This window comes from Parasphingorhabdus sp., assembly GCF_048267785.1.
Taxonomy (GTDB): Bacteria; Pseudomonadota; Alphaproteobacteria; order Sphingomonadales; family Sphingomonadaceae; genus Parasphingorhabdus.
In genome coordinates, this window is sequence record NZ_JBLWWU010000008.1 from 63,199 (window position 1) to 84,597 (window position 21,399).

Sequence of the window (21,399 nt, forward strand, 5' to 3'; positions counted from 1 at the left end):
CCGAAGCTTAGGGCTTTTTGCCGACGAAGGTTCCCAAGACATCGATCCGCTCATCCGGCGTGCCGCCAACGATACGGTAGCCACCACCCACTTCAACCCCGTTGGGGCCATAAAAGGCACCGTCGATGCTTGATCCGGCAATCACCATATCAAGACGTCCACCACCCGGATTGACAAACCAGGCTTCGTTAAACTGCCCGAAGAAGCCACCTGCTGAAACGAGATTGATATCGCCAGCACCGTTGGCACGGAACTGGGCATTTTCCAGCACGCTGTGCTGGCGGCTTGTGCCATCAAAAAAGGGCGCTCCAACCGTGCCATCGAGAGAAAGCGAAAAGGTATTGGCTCCAAAATCGACGTTGGTTGTCGCGCGTCCGGCGATCCATTGGAAATAGGTGTCGAAATTTCCTATCGCATCAGGCTGATCGTTGAACACCATGGACGCGAGCATCGTACCTTCGAATGTGCCGCTACCGGTAGTAGGCACTTCATCATTCGGCGTGACTTCACCATAAGCAAAGGCACCGCGTTCGAACTGATTGGATTGTCGGAGAAATTCGGTAGTCGAACCGTCAGCATTTTCTATTGTGATATTGCTAACGCCCGCGCGATTGCGCAAATAACCGGCAAAAGTCACATAATTGGTTTCTGTTCCCGGTGTTTGATAGAAAAACGTGGTGGCTTCGTAGCTTCCGCTCTGACCCGGATCGACGAGACCAAAGGCAAATTCGTTGGGTACCGTGCGGGTTACATTGTTGGCCGATCCCGATTCCAGATAATTGATTCCCGCAATGCCGAACTGGGCTGCGCCGAGGTTGGGCGTGCCGACCTGTGGTTCGACAACCCCGCCGAAATCGGTGCGGTGCAATGGATCCTGAAAGCGGCTGTTCGCGGAAGTGCCCGCCAGAGAATTGGTGAAGCTTACATCAAAAATTGCGTCACGCGGGTTATAGGCAATTGTCAGACCGCTGTTGCGCACTGTGGTTGCGTCACCCTGATACAGCTGGGCTGTCTGGCCTGCGCCGGGGTCGCCAGCAGCTTCCACTGTATAGTTATAGCTGTGAGATGCGCCGACGGCCGTGTAGGTCTTGGATTCGGTCGGATCGACAAATGTATGCGTCGTCCCGCTGCCGCTTCCGCTACCGGAGCCGCTGCCTGAACCACCGCTACCGGCTGGAGCTGCACTGCTGCCAGCAGATTGGGGGCCGGCACCACCGCAGGCGGCGAGCATCGTTGTCGTGGCGAGCAAAATTATTAAGCGCATCGGGAATATTCCTCACATGAGTTCCACATGAGGGCGGTGCTATCATTTCAATGGTTAATTTCACGTAAACCATCGGTGATGTGTGCGGGATAATGCCGCCCCCGTGGCGGGGTTAATCGCACGATCACCTAACGATGTGGCGAAAAGCTATGGTTACTTTCCGCGCTTCTTTCGTTCACTATTGAGGTCCAGCACTTCGCTTTCGCCTTCCGGAAAAAGGCCGAGACGCCGGGCAACCTCCTGATATGCTTCGGCTTCTCCGCCCAAATCGCGGCGGAACCGGTCCTTGTCGAGCTTTTCATTGGTTTCGATATCCCAAAGACGACAGCCGTCCGGGCTGATCTCGTCGGCGAGAATGATCCGCGAAAAATCTCCTTCGAAAATTCGCCCGAACTCGAGTTTGAAATCGACCAGTCTGATACCTATGCCGGCAAACATTCCGGCCATGAAATCGTTGATCCGAATAGCCATGGCAGAAATATCCTGCATTTCTTCCTGGCTTGCCCAGCCGAAGCAGGCGATATGTTCTTCCGCGACCAGCGGATCACCGAGGGCATCATCCTTGTAGCAATATTCCAGCAAGGTGTGCGGCAGCGGCGATCCCTCTTCGATGCCGAGTCGCTTGCAAAGAGATCCGGCAGCAACATTGCGGACGATCACTTCGATCGGAACAATCTCGACCTGTTTGACGAGCTGTTCGCGCATGTTGAGGCGGCGGATGAAATGGCTGGGGATTCCGATATGACCCAGCAATGTGAAAATATGCTCGCTGATCCGGTTGTTGATCACGCCCTTGCCGTTAATCGTGCCTTTTTTCTCGGCATTGAAGGCGGTGGCATCATCCTTGAAATATTGGATGATGGTACCGGGTTCGGGGCCTTCGTATAGAATCTTGGCCTTGCCTTCATAGATTTGGCGGCGACGGGACATTGCTTGGTTCCACTTCGCAAAGAGAGCGACAAAAAATCATGCCCCGATTGTTCGAATCATGACAGATTGAACGGATCGGGGCAACCGAGCCTTCCTATATGCGAAACCGACTTGCGGCGCAAACAATCCCGTTTCATGATGGTTGGACGAACAAACCGAGAGATTGCGATCGCAATGACCAAATACGCCACCATAGATGAAGTCCTGGACACGCTCTACGATTGCATATCGGGACCGCCGGGTGGGCAGGACTGGGAGCGTGACCGCGAAATCTATCATCCGCGTTGCGTGCTGGTCCGGACGCGGATCGAGGAGGGCAAGCCGGTAGCCTATCCGTTCAGCTTTGACGAATTTGTCGAAGCGACGATCCCCCTGCTGGAAGGTAAATCCTTTTACGAGATCGAAATTGGCCGCAAGATCGATATTTTCGGTCAGGTCGCCCATGTCTATTCCGCCTATGAGGCGCGCGAGACACCGGACCATCCCGACATCCAGTTCCGCGGCGTGAACATGATCCATCTCTGGAATGACGATATGGGAGATGACGGAAAGCCGAGTGGTCGCTGGTGGATCATGGGGATCATCTGGGACAATGAACGCGAAGGTCTCAAGTTGCCGGAAGAGTGGCTGTCGCGTTGACCCATATATCCGGGAAGCTGTTTTCGGCCTTCGCGTTGACGACTGTGACCGCGATGGTGAGCATTGGCTTCCTCATGCAGATCGGACCCGACTGGTCGCGCTTCGCTTCGGCAACCTGCACCGAAACCAGATGCTTCTGCGAAATGCCGAGGACTGGCGCGTTGCTGTTGCAGCCTGCCAACAGCCTGTCGTCACTTGGCTTCGTTTTCATCGGCTTTCTGATGATCCTGATGGCCCGGTCGCGCGACTGGATGTCAGCTTTTCCGCCGCCAGCCGCCAGTATATTGGGGGTGGCTGCGATCATCGTCGGGATCGGATCTGTCCTGCTCCACGCGACGCTCACATTATGGGGGCAGTTTTTCGATGTGCTCGGCATGTATCTGGTTAGCGGGTTCTTTCTGGTTAGTGCGCTGGCGAAATGGCGGAGCATCCCGAACCGCCGTGCAATGATCTATTATGGACTGCTTTGTATCGGCCTTGTCGCAATCCTCTATGCGCTCCCCGAAGTCCGCCGCTGGCTTTTTGCAGTCATCCTGATCGCCGCGATTGTCCTTGAACTGGTCTTTGCAAGACCGCTGCGCCCGCAGGTCCGGACCGGCTATTATGTGGCGGGGCTTGTCGCCAATATCGTTGCCTTCACGATCTGGAATCTCGACCAGCGCGGCCAGCTTTGCGCGCCCGAAAGCCTGTTGCAGGGCCATGCCGTCTGGCACCTGCTTGGCGCGGTCGCTCTTTGGTTCGCCTTTCTCTATTATCGCAGCGAACGGGTCGCGAACTGAAGCGGGTTGCAGTGCCCCGGCGAAGGCCGGGGCCCATCTCCCGATCGATGGATAAACCGAGCAGATGATTGGTTGCGTGACCTCGAGTACACGCTCCCAATTTCCTTTGCGTCTTGCCGAAAGTCTGCGAGATGGACCCCGGCCTTCGCCGGGGAGCAGATCAATCATCAATCTGCCAATTTCCCACTACCAAGCATGAATCCACCCTGCTATCGCTCCTTGTATGAGTGATCTAACCGAAGCCCCGCCCGAAGAACCCGAAGATGAATTTGATGCGATAGTCGAAGCGCCCTTTGATGCGGCATTGTCCGAACGCTATCTGATTTACGCGATGTCGACGATCACTGCGCGATCGTTGCCCGATTTGCGCGATGGGCTGAAGCCGGTGCATCGCCGCCTGTTGTGGGCGATGCGGCTGCTCAAGCTTGATCCGTCACAGGGTTACAAGAAATGTGCCCGCGTCGTCGGTGATGTCATCGGTAAATATCATCCGCATGGCGACCAGTCGGTCTATGACGCGATGGTCCGCCTCGCCCAGACATTCTCGCTGCGCTATCCGCTGGTCGACGGACAGGGGAATTTCGGCAATATCGATGGCGACAATGCAGCTGCCTATCGTTACACAGAAGCCCGTCTGACCCGCACGGCGATCGAACTGATGCACGGTCTCGACGAAGGCACGGTCGATTTCAAACCCACTTATAATGGCGAAGACGAAGAGCCGGAAGTCATGCCCGGCCTGTTCCCCAACCTCCTCGCCAATGGCGCCAGCGGAATCGCTGTGGGTATGGCGACCAGCATTCCTTCGCATAATGTGCACGAGATTATCGATGCGGTGACATTGCTGATCGAGAATCCCAAGGCCGAACATGCCGAGATCATGGAGATTATCAAGGGGCCTGATCTGGCGACCGGCGGAACGCTGGTTGATCCGAAATCGGTGATCGATGCGGCTTATGAAAGCGGACGCGGCGCGATGCGGGTGCGCTGCAAATGGGAGAAGGAAGACGCCGAAGGTCGCGGTGCATGGCAGATTGTCGTCACCGAAATTCCCTATCAGGTGCAAAAGGGCAAGCTGATCGAGCAGATCGCCCAGATTATTGCCGACAAGAAATTGCCGATTCTTGCCGACATCCGTGATGAATCCGACGAAGAGGTGCGGATCGTTCTGGAACCGAAGAGCCGTGCCGTCGATCCCGATGATCTGATGAACGCACTGTTTCGCATGTCCGATCTGGAAAACCGTTTCTCGCTCAATATGAATGTGCTCGACAAGGACCGGGTGCCCAAGGTGATGGGCATCACCGAAGTGCTCAAACAATGGATCGTTCATCAGATCGAGGTGCTGGTCCGCCGTTCGCAGCACCGGCTCGAAAAGATCGATGCCCGGCTGGAGCTGCTTGAAGGCTATATCATTGCCTATCTCAATCTCGACCGCGTGATCGAGATTATCCGCAATTATGACGAACCCAAGCCGATGCTGATGGAAGAGTTCAAGCTGACCGACCGTCAGGCCGAAGCGATCCTCAACATGCGGCTGCGGTCTTTGCGCAAGCTGGAAGAAATGGAATTGCGCAACGAGCGGGACAAGCTGCTCGAGGAACGCGATGGGCTGGAAAAGCTGATCGAAAGCCCGGCGCGGCAGAAGACTCGGCTGAAGAAGGATCTCGCGGAGCTGCGCAAGCTTTATGCCGAGGGTACCGAGCTTGGGGCGCGGCGAACAATGCTGATCGAGGCCGCACCGGCCAAGGAAATCTCGCTCGAAGCCTTTATCGAGAAAGAGCCGGTCACCGTGATCATGTCGCAGCGCGGCTGGATCAAGGCGATGAAGGGGCATGCCGACCTGTCTACGCCGGACAGTTTCAAGTTCAAGGAAGGCGATGGTCCGAAATATGCCTTCCACGCGCAAACGACCGACAAGCTGTTGATGTGCTGTGATAACGGGCGTTTCTATACGATCGGTGCGGACAAGCTGCCCGGCGCGCGCGGTTTTGGCGAGCCGGTGGGGTCGATGGTCGATCTCGAGCCGGGCGCCGAACCGATTGCGCTGATGGTCGCCGACATGAAGGCCAAACTGTTGCTGGCTTCCACCTGGGGGCGTGGCTTTGTCGCGAATATTTCCGATGTCGTGGCCGAAACGAAAAAGGGTCGTCAGGTTGCCAATCTGAAGGGCGACGCGCGACTGTTGGTTGTGCGCCGGGTTCCCGAAAGTGCCGACCATGTCGCGGCTATTGGCGAAAATCGCAAGCTTGTGGTCTTTTCGCTTTCCGAAATGCCGGAAATGGCGAAGGGGCAGGGCGTCATGCTGCAACGCTACAAAGACGGTGGGCTGTCCGATGCGACCGTGTTCAGGCTTGAAGATGGCTTGAGCTGGGCGATGGGCGGCGAAAGCGGGCGGACCAGAACCGAGAATGATCTGACCATGTGGCGGGTTGCGCGCGGGGCCGCAGGACGGTTGCCACCAACAGGATTTCCCAAGAGCGGGAAGTTTGATTGAACGCAGCCAGCATGTCGCAGAGGCAGGTCTTTTCCGCTCAAGACGATTTACGATGGTCCCGAAATATAGATTTACGACATTAAGCAATATTTTGTTAGCATCAAGAGCTTGAAATATTCTGCGTAATCGTTAGTTGGCTCCGCTAGCGCATTGGTCATAAGTCGATCAATGAACAGTTGATTTGTAAATCTTGAACCGAAAGGGACATGTGTAGTCGTTTCTTGCCAGACATTTGGTGCCATCTTTGATGTGAAGCTAAAGAGGTGCGACAATTCCGTCACTGGATTATCCGGCAAAGCGACACGAAGAGCGGAATAATCATTTACTACATCATGACATAGCGTCAATTTACAATAGTTTACACGATATCGAGGCAGATCCATTGTCGAAATATTCATCCAGATTTTTGGAATTGGATTCAGCTTCTACTTGTTATTTGGAAATAGTTGACTTTTTGATGAAAAAGAGTCAAATGAAACTAGTCGAATTTGGACGCTCAACCGATAACAGGAAGAACTTTCTAACCTATGAGCACTGACCAAGAGACGATACGAAACTGGATTGAAGAACTCGAGCAGATTCTATTACAGCTTGATTCTATCAATGCGGACATAGCGGCAATTCATGTTGATATAGCGATTGGGGAACTTTGCCAGATTGCAGATGTTCAACGGGCGGTTGAGACGACCAGGGCTGCTTAGCTATTGATGAAGAGCCGGGTCAGATATTCATCAGTTCATGGCCGATTTTTCTAAGAGTATCGCTGATCAAGGCATCGCCGGACGCGGTTAATTTCAATAGACCCTTTACCGCAGGTTCAGCATCAACATATTCGTCGATTAGTCCGACACTGTTCAAATATTTTACATATCTGGCCATGGTGTTCGGCGCCAGATCATGTGTGATCGCAAGATATTCTACTGTAACCGGTTGTTCCGAGTTCATTGAAACCATTAAACTCAACAAGATATGCCAGGACATATCATCAATGTCCGGCTGGCTGTCCCGGATGTGTTCCAGCCTGACGGCGCGGCTTTTTAACAATAATGCCGCCGTTTTCACGGGATCAATATCATGCTGGTTATTCAAGAGAATATCTGGAACTGAGACTTTGATTTGTTCGGATTCGCCATCTTTCGGATCGACAATATCGACTTCAAAAAAAAGCGGGTCCTGGCGCTCACACATGCTATTCCCCCCGTCGCAAACCAGACACTGTCGACCGTATCGACTGATCAGGCGGTCGTCAATCTTGACTGGCGACTATGTGAACCTCGCTGTCAATAATGACCGGGATATCTATAATGATATTGAAAACGTCGGACATGAGCAGGGTTCAACGGTCTCTATAGCGGAGCCAGATGATGCGCTATGCTGATCCGGGAAGCGGCTGGACCACGCGACGATACAAATGCCATGTGGCATGTCCGAGCACAGGGAGGATGATGAACAATCCCAGAAAAAGAGGCAACATGGCGACAAACAGAGCGATCGCAATCATGATCGCCCAGGCCAGCAATACGGATCGGTTCGACCGGATTGTAGCCAGACTGACGATGATCGCCGTGATAAAATCGACTTTGCGGTCGACCAGCATCGGTAGGCTGACCACCGTGATTGCATAAAAGACGAGCGCCATCAGGCCGCCAACGAGGCTCCCGACCAGCAACATTATCAGTCCGGTTTCGGTGCGGAGCAGTGCCATCTCTGATCCCACACCGGATTCGGACAGGAAAATGGCGAAAATTCCGTGGGCGACCATCAGCCAGAATTCGAACGCGACAAACAGGATCACGCCCATGCTAATGATTTGATCATCGCCATGCCCCCTGAGTGCGCCGAGCACCGCACGCCAGCTTATCGGCAGCCCGGCTTCGCGGCGGCGGCTGACTTCATACAGGCCTACAGCGGCAAACGGAGCCAGAAGCGGGAAGCCTGCCGCTGCTGGGATCAGCCAAAACAGCTCCCCCAGAACAAAAAGGGCATAATAGAGAAACATGCCCGTTATCGCGAAAACGGCGGAGAAGAATAGCCCGAATATCGGATGGGCCTTAAAGTCACCCCAGCCTGCTACCAGTGCTGCGCGCAGGTCTCCAACCGTAAGATCGTTCGCCACGGATGCGGGCGCGATCGGAGCTTGTCCGACTGTGCTCATGACATTTCCTCCCTGATGGAAATATGACGGGAGTGTGCATCAAATGAAACGATTGGGCAAGTTTTGGTAGAATTCACAAACGTTCACTTTTGTGACGCGATGAGATTTCCAAATCGGCCAAAGGCCGCCGCCCCATCCGGTCAATTCTGACGCGAGATCACGACATTGACGTAAATACCGATATCGGTACGGCCTTGGTCAACGCATCGCATGATTGCCTGATGGTGATTAGCTGACCAGTTAAAAGCGGGTTTGCATAAGGTCATTTGTCCGCTAGCCCGCAACGGATATCTATAAACGGAGCCTGCCATGCAATTTGACGAAGTCATCCTCGGTCGCCGCAGCATACGCGGATATAAGCCGGAACCTGTTCCACAAAAGCTAATCGAAGAGATATTGGAACTGGCGATGCGCGCGCCGTCTTCAATGAATACACAACCGTGGAGCTTCTATGTCATCACCGGAGAGCCGCTGGAAAAAATTCGTGCGGGCAACACCGAACGGATGCTGGCTGGTGTACCGCAGTCCCGCGAATTCCGGACGGGAGAAGCCTTTTCCGGGCCGCACCGGGAGCGGCAAATCGGCGTTGCGAAGCAGCTGTTTTCCGCAATGGGGATCGAGCGCGATGACAAGGATGCGCGGCAGGACTGGGTGATGCGCGGCTTCCGCCAATTTGATGCACCGGTTTGTGTCATCATTACCTATGATCGTGCGGTGGATGGCAGCGACGACACACCCTTTGACTGCGGTGCGGTGGCTACGGCGCTGGTGAACGCGGCCTGGTCGCGCGGACTGGGTACCGTGATCAATAGCCAGGGCATCATGCAATCGCCAGTGGTCCGCGAACATGCGGGGATTGCTGACGATCAGGTGATCATGAAAAGCATTGCAATGGGGTGGCCGGACGAAAGTTTCCCGGCAAATGCGGTGGTATCGACGCGCAAGCCCATTGATGAGGCGGCGGTATTTGTCGGATTCGACAATTAGCTGAATCTAGACGCCCCTGCGATGGCAGGGAGCCTCCTCCCGTAGGCGCCCAGCGGCCCCGACTGAACAAGGGTAGCTGCGTTCGCAGGGAAACACGTCTACCTATTCAGCCGCCCTTTGACCAAAGAATCGACTACGCTTGGATCAGCTAGTGTTGATGTATCGCCCAGCGCGCTATGTTCATTCTCGGCAATCTTGCGCAAGATCCGTCGCATAATCTTTCCGCTACGGGTCTTGGGCAGGGCCGGCGTCAGGTGGAGATGGTCGGGCGTCGCAATCGGTCCGATTTCGGTGCGGACATGGCCGCGCAGTTCGGCGACCAGCTCGTCGCTATGCTCCTCACCCGCGTTCAACGTGACATAGCAGTAAATGCCCTGTCCCTTGATATCGTGCGGATAGCCGACCACCGCTGCTTCGGCGACCTTGGGGTGGGAAACCAGAGCGGATTCCACTTCCGCCGTGCCCATGCGGTGGCCCGACACATTGATCACGTCATCGACCCGGCCGGTGATCCAGTAATAATCATCCTCGTCGCGTTTGCAGCCGTCGCCGGTGAAATATTTGCCTTTATAGGTGCTGAAATAGGTCTGGACGAACCGCTCGTGGTCGCCATAGACCGACCGTGCCTGACCTGGCCAGCTGGCGGTGATGCACAGATTGCCATCGGTTGCGCCTTCCAGGACTTTGCCATCCCCGTCGACGAGCTGGGGCTGAACGCCAAAAAACGGCTTGCCGGCGCTGCCCGGTTTCATGCCATGTGCTCCCGGCAGGGTGGTAATCATTATACCGCCGGTTTCGGTTTGCCACCAAGTGTCGACGATCGGTGATTTTCCTTCACCGACCACGTCATAATACCAGCGCCACGCTTCCGGATTGATCGGCTCGCCAACGGTGCCGAGCAAGCGGATCGAGCTGCGGTCATGCGCCTTAACCGGCGCATCGCCTTCACGCATCAGCGCGCGGATGGCGGTCGGCGCGGTGTAGAAGATGTTGACCTTGTGCTTTTCCGCTACTTCCCAGAAGCGACCGAAATCAGGATAATTCGGAATACCTTCGAACATGATTTCGGTCGCGCCATTGATCAGCGGTCCGTAGACAATATAGCTGTGCCCGGTGACCCAGCCGATATCCGCCGAGCACCAGAAGATTTCGCCGGGTTGATAATCGAACACATAGTGAAATGTGGACGCTACCCAGACCGCATAACCGCCGGTGGTATGAAGCACGCCCTTCGGTTTTCCGGTCGACCCGGATGTATACAGGATGAAAAGCGGATCTTCGGCGTTCATTGGTTCGCACGGGCAATCTGCGGGAACATCGGCACCAACTTCATGATACCAGTGATCGCGGCCTTCGACCATTGCGATAGCCGTATCGGTATGATTGATTACCAGCACGGCATCGACCGCCACTTTTTCCAGTGCTGCATCGACATTGGCCTTGAGCGGCACCGGTTTGCCGCCGCGCAATCCGCCGTCCGCGCAAATTATGAACTTGCTCTCGCAATCCTCGATCCGGCCGGCCAGCGCGTCGGGGGAAAAGCCGCCAAAGACAACACTGTGAATCGCACCGATCCGGGCGCAAGCGAGCATGGCAAAAGCACCTTCGGGGATCATCGGCATATAGATGGTCACCCGGTCGCCCTTTTGGACACCGAGCTTCTTGAGGCAATTGGCCATTTTGATGACCTCTGCCTGGAGATCGGCATAAGTGATGTTGCGACCGGGCGTAGCCGGATCGTCTGGCTCGAAAATCAGCGCCGTTACATCGCCTTTGCCCGCTGCGACATGGCGGTCGATGGCGTTGTGGCAAATGTTCAAAACACCATCTTCAAACCATTTGATCGACACCGGATCGAACGACGTATTGGATATTATCGTGGGCGCTTTCTGCCAGTCCAAGACCTCTGCCTGCCGGGACCAGAAACCGTCGGGATCGCTGATGCTTTCCTGGTATAGCCGCTTATAGTCCGCTGCGGTGCAATGGGTCGGTTCAGCGCTGCGCGGCGATGCAATCAACGCCATCTGATCCTGTTGTCCCGCATTGTCAGTCATCTTCCATGTCTCCTCTACTCGCGACTGTTCGGCATTATTTACCGTTGCTTATGTTTGTCATATCACTTCTGGCGGCGCGTTTCATGGCAAAATCGTACCATCCAGATCATCAAGATATTTTTTGAGCCACTGATCATCCGGAAATCCTTCGGTGATCCATGCCGCCTCTATTTTGGCCAGCGTCCGCGCTACAACCGGACCCGGTTTCAAACCCCGTTCGATCAAGTCACCGCCGGTTAGCGGCAAAACGGGTGGGTGCCAGCCGTCAAGCTGTGCGAGTATAGCGGGCAGGGCTGTCTCATCGGCGTCTAAAAGTGCGACATCGCGGGCGGTCTCCACGCTCGTGCGATAGGCGAGGGCGCGGATATCATCGGTCCCCAACTCGAGACGCGCCGCAATCGCCTTTTGCATTTTTTTCGAAAGCTTCAAACTCTTGGCAATCGCGTCTGCCTTGTTCTTGTCCTTGGGCAGTATCGCCACCAGCCGCCGAACCGCACTGGGTCCGATGGCGTGCGCCTTCTCGCGCTCGACAAGCCGGTTCAGCAATCGATCTGCGGCGGGATCGGTCTCGGCAATGACTTGCGTGAAAATATTGCCGTCGAGCATCTTGCCGACGGCAAATCGGGGATCGTCTGTGGCGAGCAATTTCAGGAGTTCATCCGCTACCCGTTCTCGCGATAGCAGCTCCAGCTTGGGCGCTGCATCGACGCAGGCCTGGAAAGCTTCCTTATCCAGAACATCCAATCCGAAGCGCGCCAGAAAACGGAAATAGCGCATGATTCTCAGCCGGTCTTCGGCGATCCGTTCCGCCGCAGAACCGATGAAGCGGATGCGGAGATTACTGAGATCGTCCAGCCCCCCGAAATAGTCAAAAACCTCAAGCGTCTCGGGATCGGCGGAAAGCGCGTTGATCGTAAAATCCCTGCGCGCGGCATCTTCTTTCCAATCATCGCTGAACGCGACCGTCGCCCGCCGCCCATCGGTAGAAACATCGCGGCGAAGGGTGGTGATCTCGATCGGTCCGTCGGGCAGTATCGCGGTTACCGTTCCATGCGCTATGCCAGTAGGGATCACCTTGATTGATGCCGCCTGTAGCCGTTCCATCACGTCCTCCGGCAGCAATGGCGTGGCAATATCGACGTCCTTTACGTCAAGCTCCAGCAAAGTGTCGCGAACGGCTCCCCCGACATAGCGTGCCTTGCCATCAAGCGCTGCGATCAATGCATCCAGGCCACCTCTCTCTGTCCATTTTGCCGGAGGCATTTTCATGATTCCCAGCCCAGTCTCTTTCCGAGATTGTTCAATATACCTGCCGTGATCCCCCAGATCCGATAATCCTGCCAGTAGATTTCGTAATAATGTCGCTTGCGTCCGTTCCATATGCCTTCGTGGATGGTCCGATTCTTGGGATCGAGCAGGAAATCCAGTGGTGCTTCAAACCAGCTCTCTACCTCACCTGGGTCTGCGACAAAGGGCAGGTCGGGCGGAATGACGCTCAGCACCGGCTGGATATTATATCCGCTACCGGACTGGAAGCTGTCGGTCATGCCGATAATGTCTACATGGCCGCGATCCAGCGCGACTTCCTCGTGCGCCTCGCGCAGCGCCGCATCTATCGGGTCGCGGTCGCCAGGATCAATCTTGCCGCCGGGGAAAGCAACCTGTCCGGGATGGTTGCGCATATGCAGCGGCCGCTGGACAAAGATCACGCCGGGATCAGAACGATCCGTCACCGCAATCAGCACCGCCGCGTCGCGCAAAACCTTGAGGTCGTCGATATGGTCGTGTTCGTTGTAGAGCAAATGATCAAGGTTACTTTCGTGGCCTTTCACCAGCGCTTTTTCCAATCGGTCGCGCAGGGTCATGGCCGCGCTTCCATCGGGAAAAAAACACCATCAGACCAGATTCCGACCGGATCGGCACCTTCTTCCAGGGCCAGTTCCGCAAGCTGATAATAAACCGGCCGCGCCAGCACTGCCTCCAGTCCGTTACGTACCTGCAAATAGGGCTGCGGCCTGTCTGCACCAAATCGCAAGGGATGATCAGCGCCTGCAACCACCAGATGGTCGGTGTTGAGCCGGAACGCCAGCGTTCGCGCTGGCCCCGAGTTCTTGCTTTCCAGCTCCACGGCGACGAACGGCGCATCCTCGACGATGATGCTCAGCTTTTGATAGGGGGTAACCAGAGCGTAACTGCCATCCGCTTCCCTTCGCAAGATGCTGGAAAAGGCGCGGACCATTGCCGGACGTCTGATTGGATCACCCTGATGATACCAGATTCCGTCCGTAGCGATACGCATCTCGCTATCTCCGGTCTCCTGGGGATCCCATTGATCGACAGGGGGCAGCTTTTGGGCTTCGACCAATTCCGCGATTTCCGCGATAGAGAGCGAGGCAAGTTCGGGCGGCGGCGTATAGGGCATAGCAACGGCCTATTGCCCGGCGCCAATTCTGTAAAGCCCTAGACGCGCTATCTTGACCAGGGGCCGAGGGTGCCGGTTTTCGGTAACGGATTTGCCGGGTTGGAACGCACCAGCAATCGTGACGGTTCCCATGGTCCGGGCAGCGTCCATCCGCCGGTTCCCTCTGCCGTGAACCCGAAGAACCGCTCGTAATATTCCGGGTCGCCGATCATCACCAGCGGTAGAGGATCGTCGGGATGAATTTCTTTCAGCAGGGCTGTCATCATTGCGCGGCCAATCCCCTCCCGCTGAAAATCGGGGTAGACTGCAACCGGTCCGACCATGATCATCGGGTACATCCGGCCTTCTTCATCGGTCAGGGCGATGGGCCAGCATTGAATTGATCCCAGCAGTTCGTGCTTTTCCTGATCCACGGCGGCGAGTGACAGGCCTTCGAGCATGTCCATGCCTTCGCGCAGCTTGTAGGCAGTGCGATCGTGGCGATCTGCACCAAAGGCTGCGTCGAGCAAAGCCTCGACAAGTTGCGGATCGATTTCGGCGAGAGGAATGATGCTGGTCAAGTCGTGAATCTCATATAGCGGCAAAAGCGCGCGCTACTCCGCTTTGTGATAAAAGTCGAGCGGGATAGGTTGCAATTGCATGATCGCAGACTGCCAGCTAATAGATTGATCTGTTAAGGGAGTTTGCGCATGACCGACCAGAACGAGCCAACCCAGCCCCCCATTGGCGAGACCCAGCCGGCATCCACACCAGTGAAACCGGGAAAACTGGGTTCGCTACGCCGCGATCCCAAGGGTTGGCTGATCGCCTTGCTTGGTCTGGGCGTGCCTGTCGCATTTCTCGTCGCCGCAGGTGGTAGCGGCATTGGCCTGTGGGGCTGGCAGGCTGGTCTGGCGGCGATACCCTGGATTTTGTTGATCGCCTTGCTCACACTGATTCTGGCGATTGTCTTCATCGTGCTCAACCGGCGCAAGGGACGAAAGACCCGCTGGCCTTTATTGGGGCTGGGCATGGTCGCAACGTTGGGCTTTCTGGCGTTTATGGTGCCTTATGGTACCGCGATTGTGATGCTTCCCGCAATTCATGACATTACCACCGATCTCGCCGATCCGCCGCAATTTACCGCTTTGACCCTGCGTGCCGATAATTGGGATAATATCCCGGGCGCGGATGATGGTGACATGCGCGGCATGAACCCGCGGCAGCGTTGGGCGACGGTGCATCAGGACGCCTATCCCGACATTCGCTCTGTCCGCATAGACCAGCCGGTCGCCGAGGTGATCGAAAAAGCCAAGCGGCTGGCCGAAGATCGCGGCTGGAAAATCGTCGCCGTTGATCCGGCTGCGGGCCATCTGGAGGCAACCGATACGGTCTCCCTGTTCCGGTTCAAGGACGATATCGTTATTCGTGCGCGGTCGGCGGAAAATGGTGCTGCCAGTATCATCGACATGCGTTCGGTCAGCCGTGTCGGCGTGCATGACCTTGGCGCAAACGCCAAACGTGTTCGTCAGTTCTTGAGCGACTTGTCCGGCACGACCACAGCTGCTTCGCAATAGATTTCGTGCAGCGAAGGGTTATCTGGCTGGTGTCAGCTTGAGCATCCTGCCGCCTTCGCCGTCTTCCAGCACATAGATCGCGCCTTCGGGCCCCTGTTCGACTTCCCTGATGCGATTGTCCATCATGAAACGTTCGGCTTCCTTGGCGTTATCGCCATCGAAACTGACGCGGATCAGCGCTTGACTGGCAAGACCGCCGATAAAGGCGCTGCCTTTCCATGCGGGGAACAGGTCACCGGAATAGAAGATCAACCCGCTCGGTGCGATGGTCGGAACCCAGGCCACTTTCGGCGCTTCGAATTCGGGGTGGGTCTCATGATTCGGGATTTTTCTCCCGTCATAGTGATCGCCTTCCGAGACGATCGGATAACCATAATTGGCGCCGCGCAGGACCAGATTAAGTTCATCACCATCCCGCGGTCCCATTTCTTGATTCCACAGCCGGCCTTTGCTGTCGAAGGCCAGGCCCAATATGTTCCGATGGCCCAGCGTCCAGATTTCGCCAAGCACGTCTTCCTGATCGACAAAGGGATTGTCTTTGGGGACCGTGCCGTCCGGATAGAGCCGCACAATCTTGCCGAGGTTTGTCGCCATGTTCTGCGCGGGAGCAAATTTTTGCCGCTCGCCGGAACCGATGAAGAGATATTTGCCATCGGGGGAAAAAGCGATGCGATGAGAAAAATGCCCGCGGCCAACTACTTTCGGTTGTTGTTTCCAGATGATTTCAAGATTTTTTAAAGATGGTTTCTGGCCAGCCAGTTCCAGTCTGGCGCGGCCAACGACGGCACCGCGGTTATCGTTGTCTCCCGCCTCAACCCAGCTCAGATAGACCATCTTGCTCGTTGCGAAATCGGGAGCAAGCACGATGTCGCCCAAACCACCCTGACCGCCATAATCAACTTCGGGCACACCGTTGATTCCGGTTTTTTGTCCCCTGACATCGACCAGTTGCAGTTTTCCCGCTTTTTCGCTGACCAACATCTGGCCGTCGGGAAGGAATGTCATTGCCCATGGTTCATCAAAACTCGCAATTGCGGTTGTTTCAAAGGGCTTGCGATCGACTGGGGAAATATCGGTCAGGGTCTGCTGCTCTACGGCACCGCTACCATTTGCCTGGGCATCATCACCATTGCTGCAGGCCACCATCAGGATTGCGATTGAGAATGAGAGTCCGATATTTCTCATGGCATTCCCGTATATTATCATCAAATTGTCCCGATCTATCGCTATAAGGGGTTATAGGGGACCCGAAGTAATTTTTCCAGACGAATCCAGAGTAATGCCCATAATATAGCGCCGTTCACGGGTTGCTTACCATTGTTGGTTAAAGCAGCCGCATGTTCGGACACGAATCCAGAAGCGTTGACCCGCGCCCCCAGTCGGCGGTTTCGCATGGCGTAGGGATAGCGGGCCTCTTGGGGTTGGCCTCATGGGTCCTGATCGCTCGCCAATATAGTATGGATGGGCCTTATTCTGCGCTCGCAGCCTGCTTTGCCTGTGCGGTGCCGATGGTTATCTGGTCGTTGCTGATGGACAAGGTTCATCTGCGGCCATCGACCGGGATTGACTGGAAGGCACCAAAACCGCTCAAAGAAACCTTTGACATCAGTCTGGTGAAGTTGACGGGGTTGTGGGCAACCTGGGGCATCATCGCGACGATTTACTGCGTCGGACGCTGGTACTGGACGGGTCAATATCAATTTTCGATGGAGATGATGGCAGCGGCTGCGCCGTGGTTGTTCGTGCTATCTGTCCCCTATGTCCTGTTCATGGACCGTTTTGCCGTCGAGCCCCGCGATGGAGCGTGGCATTTTGGTCAGCTGCTGATCGGTGGAAAAAATGATTGTGATCGCCAGCAGATTTATCACCATCTGCGCGCTTGGGCAGTGAAGGGCTTCTTTCTTGCCTTCATGATCTCGATCGTGCCCGGCGGCTTCGGTGAGCTTGTTCGGCTGGATATCAACGATCTTGCCGGCGACCCGGTGGCGATCGCAGGCTGGCTGATCACCGCGATGTTTGTCGTCGATGTCCAGTTTGCGACGGTTGGCTATTTGCTGACGATGAAGCCGCTTGATGCCCATATCCGCACCGCCAATCCCTATCTCGCCGGTTGGGTCGCCGCCCTGATGTGCTATCCGCCGTTCATTCTGATGGGTGGAAACGGACCGCTCAACTATCATGTCAACACCGCCGACTGGGCTTATTGGTTCGAGGGCCATTCAACCATTCTCTGGATATGGGGCGGCATATTGGTCATTCTCGCGGCGATCTATGCCTGGGCGACGGTTGCGTTTGGGCTGCGCTTCTCCAATCTTACCCATCGCGGGATATTGACCCACGGTCCCTATAGCTGGACCAAGCATCCTGCCTATGTCGCGAAAAATGCCTATTGGTGGCTGGCGAGCATGCCTTTTCTGGTGACCTCCGGCAGCTTCACCGATTTTGTCCGCAACACGGTGCTGATGGCGCTGGTCAGCGGAGTCTATTACTGGCGGGCCAAGACCGAAGAGAAGCATTTGCTCGGCGATCCTGCCTATAAGGATTATGCCGAATGGATGGACCGCAACGCGCCGATCCCGCGGCTGCTCAACGGGATCAAGCGGAAGATCGGCTGGTGGACACCGGATCAGGGAAAGACACCGGAAGTGCAGCCAGCTGAATAAAATTGTCAGAACCAGCCGGAAACGCTAATTTGCCCGCATGACAGTGGTTGGCTCAGACGGGAAACACCGATGCTTTGGCGGACAGCCGGGCAAGGAATTTTATGGCGACTATCACGACCTGGAATGGGGTGTGCCCGTCCATGATGACCGGTTGTTATTTGAAAACCTGATCCTTGAAGGCGCGCAGGCCGGCCTGAGTTGGGAAACGGTGCTGCGCAAACGTGATGGCTATCGCCGCGCCTTTCATGAGTTTGATATCGGGCGTTGTGCCGTGATGACCGACGATGAACTGGAGGCGCTGCGCGAAGATGAGGGCATTATCCGCAACCGGCTCAAGATTTACTCGGTTCGCAAAAACGCAGAGGCTTTTCTTGAAATCCAGCGAGAATTTGGCAGTTTCGATGGCTGGCTCTGGAACCATCTCGACGGTGCGCCGCCGGTCAACCGGCCGGCTCAATTTTCCGATATGGCAAGCACTTCTCCAACTAGCGATACGATCTCCAAATCCCTCAAGAAGCGCGGTATGAGCTTTGTCGGCAGCACCATCATCTATGCCTATATGCAGGCCATCGGCATGACCGACGACCATCTCGCCGGATGCTGGAAAGCCTGATCAGCTTGGGTTTTTGAGATAGGCAATCAGGTTGGCGCGTGCCTGTGGATCCGGCATGCCGGCATAGAACATCTTGGTTTTCGGGATGACCCGCGCCGGCTTTTCCAGAAACTGGAACAATTTTTCTTCCGTCCAGGTGATGCCGCTATTGGCATTGGCATCGCTATAGTTGAACCCTGCAACCGAGCCGGCCTTGCGACCGACGATATTGGCCAGGGAGGGGCCGAGGCGGTTCATTCCCGGATCGATCACATGGCAGGCGCGACACTGGTTGAAGCTCGACTTGCCGGACGCGGCATCCCCGGTCAGACTGGCATATGTAACGCCGTCCAATGTAGCAACTTCGTCAGCGGTCGGCGGTCCGGTATCGACCGGTGTTTCTGCCTTCGCTTTTTCTACCGCCGGTTCGCTGGATTCTGAACCACCTGAACAGCCTGCGGTCAAAACTGACAAAGCCACGACAGCTGCTACCGTCTTCATGCGAACCATATTCTTTCCCATCGAGTCATATTTTCAGGAGATCAGTTTTACGATTGCCTAATGCCGATTGCTGCAAAATTAAAGCGTCCATCTGGTATTTGTGTTTTGAGCAGCCTTCGTTGCTGCGGATCGGATAGTGAAAGCCGTGCTGGCCGGGCTGTTCAAATGCCGCTATCCTCGCTGCATGGACAGATTTCGACACGGACCGCCGGTTAGAAGCTGGATTAAACTGACGGGAAAGAACCGCGCATGATATTGGCATTGAAGAAATATATGACGCGGCTGCCCGAAAAAATCTGGTTCCGGGCGATGCTGTTCAGCCTGGGGGCAATTGCCGCAGCGGCTGCGGCGGAATGGGTCGGCCCAATGTTTCCCTATGAAGCGGATCTCGAGCTCGCCAGCGGTTCGGTCGGCGACATATTGACGATATTGGCATCAAGCATGCTGGCGGTCATTGCCTTTTCCGTATCCATCATGGTGTCGGCTTACGGTGCGGCGACCAGCACCGCCACACCGCGAACCATCGCTCTTATGCTCGCAGATGATCGTTCGCAAAATGCATTGTCGACTTTTCTCGGCACGTTCCTGTTCAGTATCGTAGGTATTATCGGTTTGTCGGCCGGCTATTATGACGATCAGGGGCGGATCATATTATTTTTCGCCACGATTCTGGTGATTGTTCTGATCACCGGGACGCTGATCAACTGGATTCAGCAGCTTTCTACGTTCGGCAGAATGAATGACCTGATCGAGCGCGTCGAGCAGGCAAGCTCAAAGGCGTTGCGCTGGCATGGGCAGCACCCCTTTCTGGGCGCGCATCCCCCAATCGATATTCCGGATGAGGCTCTTCCCGTCAGTTGCGATATTGCCAGCGGCGTCGTGACATCGGTCGATATGGGGCGTCTGGAGCAAGCCGCTGAAAAATATGGTGTGACCGTTCATCTCTCCATCCATCCGGGTAAGCTGGTATATCCCGCGCGGCCGTTACTCTATCTGTCCGGAAACGAGGTGAATGGCGTTGATCCGCAACCTTTTCGGGATACGATATTGATTGAACATGATCGCAGCTTTGACCAGGACCCTCGCTTCGGCCTTGTAGTGCTTTCCGAAATAGCCTCCCGGGCCCTGTCTCCTGCTGTCAACGATCCCGGAACGGCCATTTCGGTACTGGACAGCGGTCTGCGCTGTTTCGAGGTTTTCGCCGCAGCCTGCGCCGCGCCCGAGGACCCCCGCTATTCCAGAGTGCATGGTCCTGTTATCGAGACGGGAGATTTGTTCACTGATTTTTTTATCAAGATAGCTCGGGACGGAGCCGGAATCGTCGAGGTGCAGCAGCGCATCCAGTTGTGCCTGCTGGCGCTCGCGCAATCTTGGCCGGATATTTTTTCCGCAGATGCTTCGGAAGCATCCCGCAATGCTCTGGCGAGGGCGCGCGAACATATTGTCCATGAGCAGGACATAAAAGATCTCGAAGCAAGATCGCAAAAGGTCGTCGAAATCGGCGGGACGTAAAGCCGGAAAACGCGAAGCTCAAAATATGATATATATATCGGAGCCGCGCTTTCCGGCGTAGGTCCACGGGTCGAAGGTGAATTTGGACATCGCCCGGAGATTAGTGATGGAAACGCAGCGTCTCAGCATTGGTTCCACGATCAGCGATTTTCTGTTGTGGCTCGCCGGCATTCTCTAACGATGTTCAGCTTGTTGTAAACGCAGCCATAATATCCTTGATCCCCAATGGATGGTCCATTTCCCTTAGCGCCGAAATCGCGGTTTCAATGTTGAGACTATATTGGGCGACGGACCCTTCCATCGTGCAGGGCTCTGCGCCGATGGCCCGGATAAGGCCGGTGGCTTTGCTGTTGCTCCGCAATATATCGATCCGCAGTTGCAGCAAGCCTTCACAATAGCAGTCCAGGAATAATGCCGTCATCAACAACCGCGCGACGCCAAGGCCATGATATTGGTCAAGCACGGCGATGGCAAACTCGCCATGATCGCTGGTTTCCGTTTCCCGGAAAACATGTGTGGCAGCAACGGCGGGAGTATTTTTTTCGTCCATGTTTACCAGACCCCAGGCGAGATGTTTGATGCCATCAACGGTCGCCAACCGTTCGATCACCGACGGCGGCATGGTTTTTGAACCGGAAAAGAAGCGCAAATAGCGGCTTTGATCTGACAATTGGCTTATGCCTTTTTCAATCTCCTCCAAGTCCGAATGACGGATACGCCGCAGGCAGACATGCGTGCCGTTGTCGAGTCTGGTTTCCACCGATTGGACCTGATTCTGAAACCCTCCTGTTTCAGCCATCGAATTCTCCTTCTTCGCCATGGCTACGACATGGTGCGCCAGTCATCGC

20 protein-coding genes are annotated in these 21,399 nt (G+C 55.5%); 8 read left to right on the forward strand and 12 right to left on the reverse strand.

The window, feature by feature from the left end:
* Positions 1-7: 7 nt before the first annotated feature.
* Both ACN0VD_RS08320 and purC read right to left on the reverse strand, forming a co-directional pair.
* Positions 8-1,264, reverse strand: a complete 1,257-nt coding sequence (locus tag ACN0VD_RS08320; RefSeq protein ID WP_417593473.1) for a hypothetical protein — start codon at positions 1,262-1,264, stop codon at positions 8-10.
* Between the two features lie 153 nt (positions 1,265-1,417).
* On the reverse strand, positions 1,418-2,194 hold the full coding sequence (gene purC / locus ACN0VD_RS08325; protein ID WP_417593474.1) for a phosphoribosylaminoimidazolesuccinocarboxamide synthase: 777 nt from the start codon (positions 2,192-2,194) through the stop codon (positions 1,418-1,420).
* Between the two features lie 174 nt (positions 2,195-2,368).
* Here purC and ACN0VD_RS08330 point away from each other — a divergent pair, with 174 nt between their 5' ends.
* The 3 genes from ACN0VD_RS08330 (at position 2,369) to parC (ending at position 6,109) form a co-directional block, all read left to right on the forward strand.
* Positions 2,369-2,833: a hypothetical protein gene (locus ACN0VD_RS08330; protein WP_417593475.1), complete on the forward strand. Its 465-nt coding sequence runs from the start codon at positions 2,369-2,371 to the stop codon at positions 2,831-2,833.
* Positions 2,830-3,612, forward strand: coding sequence for a ceramidase domain-containing protein (locus ACN0VD_RS08335; RefSeq protein ID WP_417593476.1), 783 nt, complete (start codon positions 2,830-2,832; stop codon positions 3,610-3,612). Before ACN0VD_RS08330 ends, ACN0VD_RS08335 begins: the two co-directional genes overlap by 4 nt.
* 223 nt (positions 3,613-3,835) lie before the next feature.
* Complete coding sequence (gene parC, locus ACN0VD_RS08340; RefSeq protein ID WP_417593477.1) at positions 3,836-6,109, forward strand: DNA topoisomerase IV subunit A; 2,274 nt, start codon at positions 3,836-3,838, stop codon at positions 6,107-6,109.
* Between the two features lie 720 nt (positions 6,110-6,829).
* On the opposite strand, the gene ACN0VD_RS08345 is transcribed toward parC, so the two are convergent.
* Together ACN0VD_RS08345 and ACN0VD_RS08350 are read right to left on the reverse strand one after the other, a co-directional pair.
* Positions 6,830-7,297 carry a hypothetical protein gene (locus ACN0VD_RS08345; protein ID WP_417593478.1) on the reverse strand — a complete coding sequence of 156 codons (468 nt, stop codon included), beginning with the start codon at positions 7,295-7,297 and terminating at the stop codon, positions 6,830-6,832.
* A 181-nt stretch (positions 7,298-7,478) separates the two neighbouring features.
* On the reverse strand, positions 7,479-8,264 hold the full coding sequence (locus ACN0VD_RS08350; protein ID WP_417593479.1) for a DUF2189 domain-containing protein: 786 nt from the start codon (positions 8,262-8,264) through the stop codon (positions 7,479-7,481).
* A gap of 309 nt (positions 8,265-8,573) precedes the next feature.
* On the opposite strand from ACN0VD_RS08350, the gene ACN0VD_RS08355 reads away from it, so the two are divergent.
* Positions 8,574-9,251, forward strand: a complete 678-nt coding sequence (locus tag ACN0VD_RS08355) for a nitroreductase (RefSeq protein WP_417593480.1) — start codon at positions 8,574-8,576, stop codon at positions 9,249-9,251.
* Between the two features lie 98 nt (positions 9,252-9,349).
* On the opposite strand, the gene acs is transcribed toward ACN0VD_RS08355, so the two are convergent.
* From acs to ACN0VD_RS08380, 5 genes are all read right to left on the reverse strand, one after another.
* Positions 9,350-11,305, reverse strand: coding sequence for an acetate--CoA ligase (gene acs, locus ACN0VD_RS08360; RefSeq protein WP_417593481.1), 1,956 nt, complete (start codon positions 11,303-11,305; stop codon positions 9,350-9,352).
* 81 nt (positions 11,306-11,386) lie between these two features.
* Complete coding sequence (locus ACN0VD_RS08365) at positions 11,387-12,574, reverse strand: CCA tRNA nucleotidyltransferase (RefSeq protein ID WP_417593482.1); 1,188 nt, start codon at positions 12,572-12,574, stop codon at positions 11,387-11,389.
* The gene (locus ACN0VD_RS08370; protein ID WP_417593483.1) at positions 12,571-13,170 is read right to left on the reverse strand and encodes a CoA pyrophosphatase; all 600 of its coding nucleotides are present in this window, start codon (positions 13,168-13,170) and stop codon (positions 12,571-12,573) included. Before ACN0VD_RS08370 ends, ACN0VD_RS08365 begins: the two co-directional genes overlap by 4 nt.
* Positions 13,167-13,727, reverse strand: a complete 561-nt coding sequence (locus tag ACN0VD_RS08375) for a DUF1285 domain-containing protein (RefSeq protein WP_417593484.1) — start codon at positions 13,725-13,727, stop codon at positions 13,167-13,169. Before ACN0VD_RS08375 ends, ACN0VD_RS08370 begins: the two co-directional genes overlap by 4 nt.
* Positions 13,728-13,774: 47 nt before the next feature.
* Positions 13,775-14,287: a GNAT family N-acetyltransferase gene (locus ACN0VD_RS08380; RefSeq protein ID WP_417593485.1), complete on the reverse strand. Its 513-nt coding sequence runs from the start codon at positions 14,285-14,287 to the stop codon at positions 13,775-13,777.
* A gap of 129 nt (positions 14,288-14,416) precedes the next feature.
* Here ACN0VD_RS08380 and ACN0VD_RS08385 point away from each other — a divergent pair, with 129 nt between their 5' ends.
* Positions 14,417-15,283, forward strand: coding sequence for a DUF1499 domain-containing protein (locus ACN0VD_RS08385; RefSeq protein WP_417593486.1), 867 nt, complete (start codon positions 14,417-14,419; stop codon positions 15,281-15,283).
* A gap of 18 nt (positions 15,284-15,301) precedes the next feature.
* On the opposite strand, the gene ACN0VD_RS08390 is transcribed toward ACN0VD_RS08385, so the two are convergent.
* On the reverse strand, positions 15,302-16,468 hold the full coding sequence (locus ACN0VD_RS08390) for a PQQ-dependent sugar dehydrogenase (RefSeq protein ID WP_417593487.1): 1,167 nt from the start codon (positions 16,466-16,468) through the stop codon (positions 15,302-15,304).
* Positions 16,469-16,620: 152 nt separating this feature from the next.
* Between ACN0VD_RS08390 and ACN0VD_RS08395 the strand changes: the two genes are divergently transcribed.
* Together ACN0VD_RS08395 and ACN0VD_RS08400 are read left to right on the forward strand one after the other, a co-directional pair.
* Entirely contained in the window at positions 16,621-17,946 is a 1,326-nt protein-coding gene (locus ACN0VD_RS08395) for a methyltransferase family protein (protein ID WP_417593488.1), read from the forward strand.
* Positions 17,947-17,983: 37 nt separating this feature from the next.
* Complete coding sequence (locus tag ACN0VD_RS08400; RefSeq protein WP_417593489.1) at positions 17,984-18,559, forward strand: DNA-3-methyladenine glycosylase I; 576 nt, start codon at positions 17,984-17,986, stop codon at positions 18,557-18,559.
* Here ACN0VD_RS08400 and ACN0VD_RS08405 read toward each other — a convergent pair whose 3' ends face one another.
* Positions 18,560-19,039, reverse strand: coding sequence for a c-type cytochrome (locus tag ACN0VD_RS08405; protein ID WP_417593490.1), 480 nt, complete (start codon positions 19,037-19,039; stop codon positions 18,560-18,562).
* A 249-nt stretch (positions 19,040-19,288) separates the two neighbouring features.
* On the opposite strand from ACN0VD_RS08405, the gene ACN0VD_RS08410 reads away from it, so the two are divergent.
* Positions 19,289-20,551, forward strand: coding sequence for a DUF2254 domain-containing protein (locus ACN0VD_RS08410; protein ID WP_417593491.1), 1,263 nt, complete (start codon positions 19,289-19,291; stop codon positions 20,549-20,551).
* A gap of 184 nt (positions 20,552-20,735) precedes the next feature.
* Here ACN0VD_RS08410 and ACN0VD_RS08415 read toward each other — a convergent pair whose 3' ends face one another.
* Positions 20,736-21,350: a GNAT family N-acetyltransferase gene (locus ACN0VD_RS08415; protein WP_417593492.1), complete on the reverse strand. Its 615-nt coding sequence runs from the start codon at positions 21,348-21,350 to the stop codon at positions 20,736-20,738.
* Positions 21,351-21,399: the final 49 nt, after the last annotated feature.

Excerpts from the sequence above, each read along its gene's own strand:
- ACN0VD_RS08320 (WP_417593473.1), bottom strand. The coding sequence starts at position 1,264 with ATGCGCTTAATAATTTTGCTCGCCACGACAACGATGCTCGCCGCCTGC.
- purC (WP_417593474.1), bottom strand. The coding sequence starts at position 2,194 with ATGTCCCGTCGCCGCCAAATCTATGAAGGCAAGGCCAAGATTCTATAC.
- ACN0VD_RS08330 (WP_417593475.1), top strand. The coding sequence starts at position 2,369 with ATGACCAAATACGCCACCATAGATGAAGTCCTGGACACGCTCTACGAT.
- parC (WP_417593477.1), top strand. The coding sequence starts at position 3,836 with ATGAGTGATCTAACCGAAGCCCCGCCCGAAGAACCCGAAGATGAATTT.
- ACN0VD_RS08345 (WP_417593478.1), bottom strand. The coding sequence starts at position 7,297 with ATGTGTGAGCGCCAGGACCCGCTTTTTTTTGAAGTCGATATTGTCGAT.
- ACN0VD_RS08350 (WP_417593479.1), bottom strand. The coding sequence starts at position 8,264 with ATGAGCACAGTCGGACAAGCTCCGATCGCGCCCGCATCCGTGGCGAAC.
- ACN0VD_RS08355 (WP_417593480.1), top strand. The coding sequence starts at position 8,574 with ATGCAATTTGACGAAGTCATCCTCGGTCGCCGCAGCATACGCGGATAT.
- acs (WP_417593481.1), bottom strand. The coding sequence starts at position 11,305 with ATGACTGACAATGCGGGACAACAGGATCAGATGGCGTTGATTGCATCG.
- ACN0VD_RS08365 (WP_417593482.1), bottom strand. The coding sequence starts at position 12,574 with ATGAAAATGCCTCCGGCAAAATGGACAGAGAGAGGTGGCCTGGATGCA.
- ACN0VD_RS08370 (WP_417593483.1), bottom strand. The coding sequence starts at position 13,170 with ATGACCCTGCGCGACCGATTGGAAAAAGCGCTGGTGAAAGGCCACGAA.
- ACN0VD_RS08375 (WP_417593484.1), bottom strand. The coding sequence starts at position 13,727 with ATGCCCTATACGCCGCCGCCCGAACTTGCCTCGCTCTCTATCGCGGAA.
- ACN0VD_RS08385 (WP_417593486.1), top strand. The coding sequence starts at position 14,417 with ATGACCGACCAGAACGAGCCAACCCAGCCCCCCATTGGCGAGACCCAG.
- ACN0VD_RS08390 (WP_417593487.1), bottom strand. The coding sequence starts at position 16,468 with ATGAGAAATATCGGACTCTCATTCTCAATCGCAATCCTGATGGTGGCC.
- ACN0VD_RS08395 (WP_417593488.1), top strand. The coding sequence starts at position 16,621 with ATGTTCGGACACGAATCCAGAAGCGTTGACCCGCGCCCCCAGTCGGCG.
- ACN0VD_RS08400 (WP_417593489.1), top strand. The coding sequence starts at position 17,984 with ATGACAGTGGTTGGCTCAGACGGGAAACACCGATGCTTTGGCGGACAG.
- ACN0VD_RS08405 (WP_417593490.1), bottom strand. The coding sequence starts at position 19,039 with ATGAAGACGGTAGCAGCTGTCGTGGCTTTGTCAGTTTTGACCGCAGGC.
- ACN0VD_RS08410 (WP_417593491.1), top strand. The coding sequence starts at position 19,289 with ATGATATTGGCATTGAAGAAATATATGACGCGGCTGCCCGAAAAAATC.
- ACN0VD_RS08415 (WP_417593492.1), bottom strand. The coding sequence starts at position 21,350 with ATGGCTGAAACAGGAGGGTTTCAGAATCAGGTCCAATCGGTGGAAACC.